The sequence below is a fragment of the Streptomyces sp. CB02923 genome (assembly GCF_001905005.1).
Taxonomy (GTDB): domain Bacteria; phylum Actinomycetota; class Actinomycetes; order Streptomycetales; family Streptomycetaceae; genus Streptomyces.
In genome coordinates this window covers 373,623-385,178 of the sequence record NZ_LWKZ01000001.1, presented here as the reverse complement: position 1 = coordinate 385,178, position 11,556 = coordinate 373,623, and the positions used below count along the sequence as shown (strand labels likewise).

The 11,556-nt window shown below is 72.0% G+C and carries 10 protein-coding genes and 1 CRISPR repeat array; all 10 genes read right to left on the bottom strand.

Annotation, left to right across the window (positions count from 1 at the left end; translation table 11 throughout):
- Nucleotides 1–355 precede the first annotated feature (355 nt).
- A CRISPR array of direct repeats spans nt 356–1,240; the repeat unit is 29 nt; unit sequence CGGTCGATACCTGCGCGTGCGGGTCGGAC.
- 88 nt (nt 1,241–1,328) lie between these two features.
- Entirely contained in the window at nt 1,329–2,027 is a 699-nt protein-coding gene (cas6e, locus tag A6A06_RS01690; protein ID WP_073758053.1) for a type I-E CRISPR-associated protein Cas6/Cse3/CasE, read from the bottom strand.
- A 38-nt stretch (nt 2,028–2,065) separates the two neighbouring features.
- Nucleotides 2,066–2,800, bottom strand: a complete 735-nt coding sequence (cas5e, locus tag A6A06_RS01685) for a type I-E CRISPR-associated protein Cas5/CasD (RefSeq protein WP_073758051.1) — start codon at nt 2,798–2,800, stop codon at nt 2,066–2,068.
- Nucleotides 2,797–3,960, bottom strand: coding sequence for a type I-E CRISPR-associated protein Cas7/Cse4/CasC (gene cas7e / locus A6A06_RS01680; RefSeq protein WP_073758049.1), 1,164 nt, complete (start codon nt 3,958–3,960; stop codon nt 2,797–2,799). Before cas7e ends, cas5e begins: the two co-directional genes overlap by 4 nt.
- A complete protein-coding gene (gene casB / locus A6A06_RS01675) occupies nt 3,957–4,571 on the bottom strand; it encodes a type I-E CRISPR-associated protein Cse2/CasB (RefSeq protein ID WP_073758047.1) in 615 nt (204 codons plus the stop codon). The genes cas7e and casB overlap by 4 nt, the downstream gene beginning before the upstream one ends.
- 49 nt (nt 4,572–4,620) lie before the next feature.
- Nucleotides 4,621–6,156 (bottom strand): type I-E CRISPR-associated protein Cse1/CasA, encoded by a 1,536-nt coding sequence (gene casA, locus A6A06_RS01670; RefSeq protein ID WP_073758045.1) that lies wholly within the window; start codon nt 6,154–6,156, stop codon nt 4,621–4,623.
- A gap of 1,162 nt (nt 6,157–7,318) precedes the next feature.
- Nucleotides 7,319–8,431 (bottom strand): DnaB-like helicase N-terminal domain-containing protein, encoded by a 1,113-nt coding sequence (locus tag A6A06_RS01660; RefSeq protein ID WP_073758040.1) that lies wholly within the window; start codon nt 8,429–8,431, stop codon nt 7,319–7,321.
- Complete coding sequence (locus A6A06_RS01655) at nt 8,431–9,648, bottom strand: DNA cytosine methyltransferase (RefSeq protein WP_073758038.1); 1,218 nt, start codon at nt 9,646–9,648, stop codon at nt 8,431–8,433. Before A6A06_RS01655 ends, A6A06_RS01660 begins: the two co-directional genes overlap by 1 nt.
- A complete protein-coding gene (locus A6A06_RS01650) occupies nt 9,645–9,929 on the bottom strand; it encodes a hypothetical protein (protein ID WP_242440521.1) in 285 nt (94 codons plus the stop codon). The genes A6A06_RS01655 and A6A06_RS01650 overlap by 4 nt, the downstream gene beginning before the upstream one ends.
- Nucleotides 9,930–10,046: 117 nt before the next feature.
- Nucleotides 10,047–10,493, bottom strand: a complete 447-nt coding sequence (locus tag A6A06_RS01645; protein ID WP_073758036.1) for a hypothetical protein — start codon at nt 10,491–10,493, stop codon at nt 10,047–10,049.
- Nucleotides 10,494–10,596: 103 nt separating this feature from the next.
- Nucleotides 10,597–11,463: a hypothetical protein gene (locus tag A6A06_RS41345; protein WP_073758034.1), complete on the bottom strand. Its 867-nt coding sequence runs from the start codon at nt 11,461–11,463 to the stop codon at nt 10,597–10,599.
- Nucleotides 11,464–11,556: the final 93 nt, after the last annotated feature.

The window sequence follows — 11,556 nt, the reverse complement described above, 5'->3', positions numbered from 1 at the left end:
GCATGTGCGGGGCGGACCTCGTGGAACGTCGTGCTCATTTGGCGATCTCCGACTGAAACCTGCGTGTGCGGGTCGGACACCCCGCCGCCGGCCCCGCAGGCCGATCCGCTCGGTTGATACCTGCGCGTGCGGGTCGGCCGTGTCGATACGGGCGATCACCGGAGCGGCGTCCGGCTGATACCTGCGCGTGCAGGTCGGACGCGTCGAAACTGACCTCGCCAAGGGCACCGTCGGCGGTCGATACCTACACGTGCAGGTCGGTCCTCGGCCGCGCATCGACCGGGCTCCTCAGCGGTAGCTGATATCTGCGCGTGCGGGTCAGACGAGAGGTCCACCAGCCAACTGCCCGGGGTGTGCGGTCGATACCTGCGCGTGCGGGTCGGACCTGCGGTTCGGCGTGGGGATGGCCGCCCGGGGCGGTCGATACCTGCGCGTGCGGATCGGGCGCCGACGCGGGCGGCCGCTGGTCCGCGGCCGTCGGTTGATGCCTGCGCGTGCGGGTCGGACACGTGTGGCAGTGCGGGGATGGAGAACCCCGCCGGTTGATACCTGCGCGTGCGGGTCGGACACGGCGGCGATCGTGGCCGATGCGGTAGCGGACGGTCGATACCTGCGCGTGCGGGTCGGACTCGGCCCGCGCGCCGGTCTCGGCGGCGTCGAACGGTCGATACCTGCGCGTGCGGGTCGGACACCCGTACCGAGCCCAGGTTCATGGACGCGATCGGTCGATACCTGCGCGTGCGGGTCGGACCGCTCGGCGAGGGCGGCGGCTACCTCGCCGGCCGGTCGATACCTGCGCGTGCGGGTCGGACCCCGATGTCGGGGCGACCCGCGCGGAGGGATACCGGTCGATACCTGCGCGTGCGGGTCGGACACGCCCCAGCCCGTCGACGGCACCTGCACCTGCGGTCGATACCTGCGCGTGCGGGTCGGACGTCGGGCCGCTACATGAGCGGCTGGGCGTCGGCGGTCGATACCTGCGCGTGCGGGTCGGACGAGCGCTTCACACTGGGGGAGACGTGGCATCTCGGTCGATACCTGCGCGTGCGGGTCGGACTCAGGGACTCGTCGCCTGAGTAGGCGGTGTTGAGGTCGATACCTGCGCGTGCGGGTCGGACGACGGTCTCGTCCTAATCGCGGAAACGGACGGCGGTCGATACCTGCGCGTGCGGGTCGGACAACACCCTCATGGAGGTCATGGGCAAAGCCGGCGGTCGATACCTGCGCGTGCGGGTCGGACCCTTCGCGACCTGCGGTGCTTGGGTGGCTTTGCTGTTTCGTTATCAAGGTTCGTGTCGGGGGTTGGTGCGGGGGCGTGGTCGTCGGGGTTACCGGGAGGGGGCGATGGACAGGAGTCCTGCTCCGTAGGCGCGGGCTCGGCCTATTCCGGTGGTGATGGCTGTGCGGAGGGCGTCGGGGTCGGTGATGGTGGCGTGGCCTTCGAAGCGCGATACCGGCATGTGGAAGCGCATCCGGCCGGGCTCGTGCGGGTGTTTTTTGCGGCCGAAGATCGCGGGCTGGCTCGCGGCGAGGAGGGTGTCGGGGTCGAGGGTGAGGCCAGCTTCGGTGGCTTTGTGGTGCCACCAGGCGGTGGCCTCCTCGCCGTACAGGGGGAAGAGCTTGCCGCGGTGGCGGCGGCCTTTGGCGTCGGTTGTGGTGGAGGGCCGGGAGCGTTGGGGGGCTGCGTCGAGCCGGTAGCGGATGGCATGGCCTTCTTGGCACCAGGTGAGCAGGGGGGTGATGTCGCGGTGGTCGGTGGCGGTGGCGTAGTCCGCTGGCAGCTGGGTCAGGTCCAGGGGCGCGGTGGACTGGATGAGGAGGGTGTGTTTGGTGCGGTCGCGTTCGAGGCGGTAGAGGACCCCTGCCGCCTGCCGTGTTTCGGTGCCGGACGGGTCGGGGGTGAGGCTGAGGACCCGGTGGTGGAGACGTTGGGCGTTGGTCAGGTCCGGGCCCGCATCGTCGGATCGGGGGTTGATCTGGATCTTGGTGAGATGTGCGGTCGCGGGCGGTGCGAGGGTGGTGGTCATGTCGGGTTCCGTTGCGGTGCGGACGGCGGGCTCGGTGGTCAGCGGCCCTGGCGGTACTGGGTCAGGCGGCGCAGGTAGGCGGTGCCGGTGCCGGCGCACAGGGTGCTGGGCAGGTGGCGGCGGGTTTCCCAGAGGTTGCGGGAGCCGAAGGCCCGGTCGGGCAGGGGCACGTCGCGCACGGTCCGGGTGGCCGGCAGGGACGGCTCGTCTTCGGGCGGGGCTTCGCTGAGGAAGACGGTCTCGACGCAGTCGGCGCGCTGGGGCGCCTCGCGGTGCAGCGGCAGGTGATGCAGGGCGTGCTCGGCGTCCTGGGTCTGTTCGATGAGCACCGGGGTGTCCGGCGGGCAGGCCCGGCGGCCCAGGTGCGGCGGGTAGACGGGGTGGCGCAGGGCGGCGGCGGCCTGTGTGATGAGGCTGGCGGGTCCGGTGACGGCGACGCTGAAGGCCGCGTCGTTGAGGTACCAGTCCTCGAAGATGAGGGCGGTGCCGCGCCGTCCGCCATTGGCGTTCATGACGGTGTGCTCGGCGGGGTAGCCGCCTCCGACGGTGTGGAAGTCCAGCAGGCGCTGTCCGGGCCGGTCGACGCGCACGGTGAAGCCGAGGCAGGCCAGGTCACTCAGGTCGCTGCCGCGGGGGCGTCCCTGGGCGGCGGCGATCAGCCCGGTCAGGCCGCTGCGGGTGGGGTGGGCGTGGGTGTCGCGTACCCGCCCGCCCTGGCCGCCGCCCCAGCACTGCTGCGGCGCGGACAGGTGCAGCAGGAGACCGGCACTCACTTCGGCTCCTCCGCGTCGAAGGCCGCGGTGGTGATGGTCTCGGCCAGGTCGGACAGCTGGGGTATGTGCCGGCCCAGCGAGGTCAGGGAGGCGAGACCCGCGGCGGTACCGGTGTAGGCGGCGGCGATGACGGGCTCGGGACCGAAGAAGGCGTTGACGGCCTGGGCGTGCTCGTCGAGCTGCTTGATGCTGGGCGAGGTCCAGCCGGTGCTCTCGTCGGCGACGACGGGCGCCTCGAAGGCACCGGCCAGGCTGACGGGCCGGTCACTGCGGACGGTGACGTAAGCCAGGGCCGGCGGCGTGAAGGGCGCGGTGCTGTTCTTCTTGGCCCGGGGCACATGGACGGCGAATTCGGCGAGGTAGGCGCGCACCAGCTCCCGGGCGGCATCGCGGTCGTGGCCCAGGTTGGTGACCAGGCCGTCGAGACTGATGGAGCTGTACTTGTAGAAGCTGCCGGAGGTGTAGGCGCCGTGGCCCATGTGGGCGGAGCCGTTGTCGTCACCGGGGACGTCATCGACGGCGGTGAAGAAGTCGCTCTGTTCTTCGGTGGCATGGGTGGTGATGGCGTGCGCGACCGAGATGGCGCCGTCGACGGTGACCTCGGGCGCGTTGGCGAGCATCCGGCCGAAGGCGGCGATGGAGGCGTTGCGGGTGGCCAGCACCTCCTGGATCCGCTTGGCGATTTCCCGGTCCGCCTTCGTCCTGGACTTCTTGCTCTTGCCGGCCTTGGCTTCCGCGAGGGCGCCCTTGGCGGCGGCGTCGATCTGCGTCCGCTGGTCTTCCACCAGGTCGGCCAGGGCGCCGATGGCCGCGGCCGGCAGGTAGAGCATGACGTTGGTGGTGCCGGCCTCCTCGATGCCCAGCCCGCCGACGTCCGCGGCCAGCGCGACGTTGCGTCCGGCCTCGGCGGCCTCCTCGGCCGTCCAGCCGCGCGTTTCCAGCTCGGCCGCGACCTGGCCGGGCACCCGGCGGGTGCGCAGCGCCTTGTCCCCGAGGAACTTCTCGATCTCGGTGCGTGAGCCGCGCTTGAGGGCGGCCGAGGAGATGCGGCCCCGCTCCACACCTCCGTAGACCGCCACCTTCGGCGATCCGTAGTAGTCGCGGTTGAGGTTGGACAGCGGGAAGCTGTGGACGATGTGGATGTCGATGAAGATGCTCACGCGGTGTGCTCCTCGGCAGTGTCTTCGGTGGTGTCGGCGGGGTCGTAGTGGCTGGACATCCACTGGTCCGCCACCTCGGTGCGGTAGCGCGTCCAGCGGGTCAGGTCGCGCAGCAGGTGCGGCCACGACAGCGGGACCTGCTCGGCGGCGAGCCGGTCGACCAGGGGCTGCAAGTGGTGCAGCAGACCCGTCAGGCGGCGCTGGCGGGCCATCAGCTGCAGCAGTTCGGTGGCGGTGTCCTGGCTCAGCAGCCCGCTGCGCACCGCCCGGGCCAGCGACCAGCCGAGGTTGCCGCGCCGGGCGTCATACACGCTGGCCGCCTGCGCGGTGGTGCTGGCCGGGCTGGGGGCGTGGGCGGCGAACATGGCCGCCGCCGCCAGATAGGCCGTCTTGCGCTCTGGCAGGCCGCGCGGGAGGCGGGACTGCAGGTGCGGGAGCATGAGCCACGGCTCGGCCAGCCCCCGGCGGGTCTGCCCGGTGCGCAGATCACTGCGTCCCCCGGGGCTGCTGCACACCTCGGCCACGTGTTCCATGAAGGCAACGTGGCGGGCGAGCCATGTCGGAGGCACGGGCGCGCTGTCGGTATCAGCGGTGGCGGCCGTGGTGCTCATCGCGTCCTCTTCCTGGTCGAACGGGGTGCGTGGGTACGGAGGAACGGGGTCATGTGCGGGGCCGGGTCAGCCGGGCTCGGGCCTTGGCGACCGCGCTCATCCCGTGCACGGTGGTCTTCAGCGTCGCGGTGGCCTGGTCGAACCGTTCGAGGGCCAGGCGCCGGAAGGCGGGCCGCCGGCCCGGGGCCGGGGCACGGACGGCCTGCCAGAACTCCTCCTCGGCGCGTTCCCAGAACTGGGTGCGCGCCGCCTCCACGAAGCCGTGCCGCTGCTGGGGATCCCGCTTGGCGTGGATGCCGAGCCAGGCAGCCGACAGGGCGCGGGCCAAGTCGCCGGCGGTGGCCTCGGCGCTGCGCCGGGCGGCGGCGATGGCCGCTGCGCCCTGCGCGTCAGACTCTTCGATGTGCTGCAGGACGGGGGGTGTGGTGGCGGCGTACCACTGGTTGTCCTTCTCCTGGCGGTGCTGGTCCCAGGCCAGGACCCGCACCCCCAGCTGCCGCTGGACGGCCGGGGCAAGCTCGGCTACGGCGTCGAAGACCGTGGGGCGCCGCAGCGTGGTCTTCGAGCCGGGCTGGGTCTTCAGCAGCAGGGCGTCCAGGTCGCGCCAGGCCGAGCGGGCCCGGTCGGCCCGCAGTGGCCCGCCCTTGGTGCGCTCGATGACGTAGGGGTCGACGGCGGCCGGCAGGTCGACCGCGGTGTTCCAGGTGATCTTGCAGCCGGTGGTCTGCCCGGCGTCGTCGCCGGTGAGCAGCAGCGCGTGGGCGGTGCGGCCGGTCAGCAGCGACACCGGCCCGCACGCCGGGGCCGGGGCCAGCGGGTCGGGCAGCTCATCGCTCTCCCACGGCGCCAGGTCCGGGCCCGGACCGGTGGGCCAGGCCGACGGGCCGGGCACGGACGCCACCAGCGACAGGAACAGCCGCTCTGGCGCGTGCGGGAAGTAGGAGACGAGCGAGCGGTACGGTCCGGCCTTACAGGAACCGCTGCTGCGGGAGGCGTGGGTGCGGGGCGTGGCGGTGCCGGACGGGCCGTATCCGTACCAGGCCAGGAGCCACTGCACCGCATCCGGCCCGGGCACCGGCACGTCCTGGGCGAGGTGCGTGGTCCACACCGCGTTGTTCCCCGAGGGGCGGTCCATCACCAGCCGGCCGGGCGCCTGCCCCTTGCCGCACTCCTGCGCGAGCCGGATGTCCTGGAGGAACGGCTGCGTGCCGTCGTACAGGTTCAGGCGGTGCGCGTGGGTCGTCAGGTACTTGTCCACGCGATCCGCGTCGAACCGCCCGGTGGCCAGGAGGTCGTCACGTGCGTCAGGCCACTGGCGGGAGGTGCCGGTGTCCAGGCCCGACACCCGTGCGGTCACCGCGGCGAGCAGGCGACGCGCGACAGCCTCGACCGGAGGGACCGTGAAGTCGAGGTCGGTGAACAGATGGGCGCCCTGGAAGAGACAGCGCAGACCCACCCGGACGCATCCTCCGGGGCTGGCCTCCGGCACCAGGGACCGCAGTTCCTCGGTCTCGCCGGCGTCCAGGTCACAACGGACCCGCACGGGAATCCAGCCATCATCGGCCACGGAAAACGGGTAGGACATGCCGCCTTCTCTTATTGAATGGACAGACAAAGGGGCCCGCCGGCGTCACAGGGGCGGCGAGGTGACCGACATGCAAGCAGGGCCGATTGGAGCACGCAAAATGATCTTCAGGCGGCGATTGAGGCGTTGTCAGCGGCAGCCATTAGGGTCCGCGCGCCATTGCGCAACCACCTCGCGACCAAAGGGGCGAAGTCGTCGCGACGGCTATGGGAACGCACGGGCTCGGGCGGCGGAGAGAGCTTGTGATGCCTCATCAAATGGCTATCCGAAACAGGAAATGATGGCGAATCAGCGGCGCGGATGCGTCAGTATTGAGGTTCGGCGTAGTCCACTGCGTTCCGCTTCGGTGCAGCAGGTTGTACGACGCGCACCTTGCTCACCCCTTGCCGTTGGCGCTTCGCCGGACCGGTGGCACCACGCCTGGCTGCCGGGACGTGTGGGATTGCGCACAGGGAAGCGCCCTGACGGTGTGGGCAGAAGCGACGGTGGTCCTTCATGGTGCGGGACTCCCCAGGTTGGCTAACTGGGTATTCACTGCTAGAAAGCACAGGAAAGGTGCCCGGACCCGGGCACCTTTCCTGTCGTCGTCGCTTGGCGGAAGGGAGCGTCACGATAAGCGCAGCGGAGCCGCCCACCGCCCGTCGCTGTTGGATGCCCCCCTGACACGGGGAGCCCGCATTGCCGTCTTCGCCTTCCGCCTGGTCGTGCTGACGCTGTTGGGCGGTGTCGCACTTGCCGCCCTCACTGATCAGTGGCTTGCCTGGGTACGGTGGGGCCTTTCGACGGTCGGCTTCCTGACGGCATTCGGACGGGTCTGCGTACTGGCCTTCCGCTGGGTGTTGAGGCCCGAATAGTCCAGGTGGGCGGGCAGCGGTCTGCGCTGGTCTGGAGCAACGGTGGCCCGCCGGACATGGGTACCTTTACGCCGCTGCCGGACGGTGCCCTGTGATCCCCCAACCTCCGCCCGGCTCATGCCTGTAATCGGCAACCGGCTGCGGGCCGTCGGCACTCTGGCGTTCTCCGCCGACCGAGACCGCTCCGGCGAGCTGTCGGCCGCCGGGTGGGCAACCTGTCCCTCAACGATGGCCCAGCTCCCGGCCGCCTATTACCGCTCTTTTCGGGCGGTGGCTGGACTACGAGGGCGCCACCGGCGGGCTCGGGGTCAGCGGGAGATGCGTGCGGCGGGTGGAGCTGTGGTCGGCGGACCGGCCCGGGGCGCAGCTTTGGACCGGGTGTGCGCCGGCTTCCTCGACGGCTCAGGTGAGGTGGCGTGCTGCCACCGGGTACGTACGGCGGAAAGGTCGGCAAGAGCGCGGCGGCTGCCGATGACGAGCTGGTACGGGGTGGTGGCCGAATCGTTGGTGAACGCCTCGATGCGCCTGCCGATGTGGTGGGCGGCCCCGAGGACGGACCGCTGGAGGATGCGCTCGCCCCAGTGCTCCGGCGAGCCGACCGGTCCGGCGAGCAGAACCAGCAGCCCCCTCGGCTCGGCCCCGGCGTCCAGAAGGCCGCGGTGCTGCGCCTCCCACAGGACCGTCACGGGGTCGACGGGAGTGCCGCGCCGGGTCAGGGCGGTCAGGCACTGCCACAGCCCGGCGTGCAGCGGATGCGTGAAGTCGCCGGGGGCCAGCCACCGCATCTGAGCGACGCTGCTCGGGCAGGCGGTGGCGGTCGCGAGCAGCAGTCGTTCCTCGTCGCCCGCCTGTTCGTCGTGGTTTGCGGCGAGCGGCGGTGCGGGGGTGCGGGGAAGCGATCCGGAGTGCGGCGGAAAGCGGGCGGCGATGTCGTCCACCACGGCGGCGAGGGCATCGGCTTCGACGAGGGTCGTGGCCACTCGTTGAGGGAGCGAGGTGTTCCGCGCGGTGTACGTGATGCGCTGGGCTGCGGCTTTCAAGCGGCGCCGTGCGTGCTCTGCTTCGATCATCCGCGCGTACGCGGGCGCGTGCCGGGGCCACGGACAGACCTGGACCAGGGCGTGCAGATAGGTGGCGGACAGCCCGCACGCCTGGTGGTGGGCGGCGGCGAGCACCTGGTCGAGCCACTTGGTGTTCTTCGCGTGCTCGGCCGGGTCGGGGGCCGGCAGGGATCCGATCGCGGCGAACAGGGCGGCGTGCGCAGCGGTGGAGAACGAGTCGGGGCAGATCCCGGTCACGCTGGCGAGTCGCTGCGGTTCGAGGAGGAGCGCGCCAAGGAGGGCCTGTTCGACATGGAACACCGGGTGCGGCGGCGGGATGGTGTCGAGGTCGTCCTCGACGGGGTCGGGAGTGCGGGGCATCAGGCGGCCAGGGAGAAGTCGTCGGGGCCCAGGGTGCGGCCGAGGTGCGGGGACAGCAGGTGGGCGGCCAGCCGGGGCGGGACGGCGTTGCCGATCTGGGAGAAAATCTGGCCCTTGTTCCCGGCCCAGGGGTAGTCGGCGGGGAAGGTCTGCAGCACACCCGCCTCCGGGGCGGTTATGCGGATCGTCTCCGGGGCCGTGCCCTGTTCGTCCGCCTCGCTGGTGGCGGGTTCGGCGACCCAGATGCACTCGTTGGCGCGGTGCCCGAAGAACAGGGTGCCGGCGGGCTCGTCGGCGCGGCGCACGGTGGCGTTGGTCTGGCTGTTGGTGCGCAGCGCCCACGCCCAGCCAGGCGAGGTGCCGGCCGGTGCGCCGGTCCGTGTGCTGCGCCGCGGGCGCCGGGCGCCGGCGGCGGGGGGTGGGTGCTGCCAGGTGCCGCGGTCGCGGGCGTCGGCGAGGGTCTTGCGCGAGCCGGAAGGAAAGGGCTCGGGGCCGCCGCCGGGTCCGCCTCCGGCGCACAGGGTGGGCACGGGGCGGTCGGTGGCGCCCCAGCCGAGGGCCTCGGCCATGGACACCCAGCGTGCTCGGCCCGGGCCGAAGAGCGTGGGCGGTTCCGGAACGCGGGCGTGCGTGGGCTCCGGCGGTACGGCCGGGCGGGTGCGGGAGGCGAGCAGGATGGCCCGCCGCCGCGTCTGGGGCACGCCGAAGTCGGCCGCGTTGAGGATCCCGGCCCACACGGAGAACCCCCACGAGCGCAGGATGGCCGCGTACTGCTTCCACAGGGGCAAGACGTCGGGGACCTCCTCCATCACGACCCATTCCGGCTGGCCGACTGGGTTCAGGGCGTGGAGGTAGCGCATGGGCTCGGCGGCCAGCAGCGAGCGCTCGTCCCGGCAGCGGGCGAGCAGCGCTTCGCGGGTGTCGCGTCCGGCGGCGAGGTCGGTGACGGCCTGGTGAACGAGGGGCTGGTCGAGGAGGCCCAGGCGTTTGCCGGCCATGGACCATGCCTGGCAGGGCGGCGAGGCGATCACCCCGGTGGTGCGGCCGACGAACGGCCGCACCGGGTAGCGGGCGACATCGGTGCGCAGCGTCAGCTGGCCTGCCGCCGCCCGGGTCCGGCAGGCCCACTCGTCCCATTCCAGGCCCACGTCCCGGACGCCGAGCAGCGACAGGGCGTGTGACCAGCCGCCGGGCCCGGCGAACAGGTCCACGATCACGCGGCCAGCCCGAGGCCGTCCCGTGTCGGCTGCTCGCCGCGGCAGGCCCAGGGCGAGCAGCCGTCGGCCACGCCGTCGTCCTCCAGCGCGACGAGGGCGTCGGGGTCCGGGTCCGGGTCGCCGGGTTCGGCCTGGCGCGTTGCCCGTTCGGCGGCGGTGACGTGGTCGATGGGGGCCTGGTCGAGCGGGACGCGGGAGCGGTGCAGGAACGCCTGGCCGAGCAGTCGGTTGCCGGCGGCGTTGGCGCGGGCGTTGCCGGCGCGGATGGCCACGTCCGACAAGGCGAGATGCAATGCGCTGGATTGAGTTCCGGCGCCGAGCGGGATGGATCTGAAGGCGAGGGTGGCGGAAATCGGGTGTCCTTGCGGTGAACGGGGCGCCCGCAGGAGGGGCGGGGGTCAGCGCCGGGCGGGGGCAGCGCGGGGCGGGGCGGGTACCGGCGGCGGAAGGGGTGTGGCGGTGGGGGCGTGCGGTGTGGTGAAGGAGGGGCGTACGGCGTCGAGGCCGTCGGCCAGGTGGCGGGTGGTGTCGGTGGCGTCGCGCAGCCATTCCCAGGTGGGGGTGGGCAGTTGGCGCGCGTTGTCCCGGGCCCGTTCGAGGATCTGGGCGGCGTTGCGGAGCTGTTCGGCGAGCTGGGCCAGTACCGCCTGCTGCTGATCGCCGTTGTGCACGGTCCCGAGGGCCTGGAGGAGTTCGTCGAGGGCTGTGGGCAGCGGCGTAGGTGCGGTCGGCAGGCCGTATAGCCGGGCGTGCAGGGAGCGGGCCACGACGGTGACCGGGCCGCCGGAGCCCCTGTAGCGGAAGCGGGGGTCGGCAAGGCGGCGCGCGCTGAAACTGGCGATCACGTCGCGGGGCGCGGCGTTTGGGTCGAGCTGGGCGGCGAGGGCGAGGGCGATGTCGTGCGGGGTGGGTGCGTCGTCGGTGGGCGTGAGGTCTCCTGGGGCGGGGTCAGTGGGACCGGGGGCGGTGGTTATGGGCGCTGGTGGCGGCGGTGAGCGCTGGAGCCTGTGGCTGGATGCGGTCGTACGGTTTGCCGCCGGTGATCGTCATCTCGCTCCGTTCGGCGGCGCGCAGCGCGGCCTCTTGCGCAGCGGAAAGGGCCGGCGGCTGGCGATGCCCTGACGGCGCCGTTCGGTGACGGACACTCCGGCGGGTGTTATCGCGTTCGGGGTGCCGGTCGCGGTCAGTGTGTTCTTGGCGCGGCTGTGCGGGGTGGGGGGGGGTCGGACATGGGCCGTTGGCCGCTGTACGTGCTGCTGTGGCTGGCGTGGTGGTGGCCGGGGGGTTGGCGAGGGCGCGGTCGATGAGCTGTTGGTCCTCGCGCTGGGCGGCGGTGGAGGCCAGGCGGCGGGAGAGCCGTTGCGCCAGCGTGCGGTATGCCTTGGCAGAGGCATTCATCCGCTCGGCGGCGTCGTTGAGGATGCGTCGGCTCGCCTGCGGGGTCTCATCGGCGTCCTCGTACAGCAGCACTTCGGTGCGGGTGTGGATGGCGAGGGTGCACATGGCGGCGGCGAGCGATACCTGGGCCGAGACCTCGGCGAGTTCGGCGAGGTTCTCGTGCCCGTCCTTCATGAGCGCGTACTGGCTGGTCGACAAATCCGCGAGGTGCTGCGTGCACCGCGTCGCCAGCTCCTGTGCCCGGACGGCGACCGGGGCCAGCTCGCGAACCGGTTTGGCGATCTTTCCGGCACGGACCTGTTCCACCTTTGACCGCAGCGATTCCAGGGTGGGAGCCACTTGACCGAGGAAGCGAGTCTGCTCGGCCAGGTCGATGAAGACCACGGTGCTCTCCTGGCGGCCGTTCGCGTGCGTCATCGGCGCACCGCAGATGACTTCTCAGTGACGTTGGGTACCGGCGGCGGAAGGGGTGTGGCGGTGGGGGCGTGCGGTGTGGGTGCGTCGTCGGTG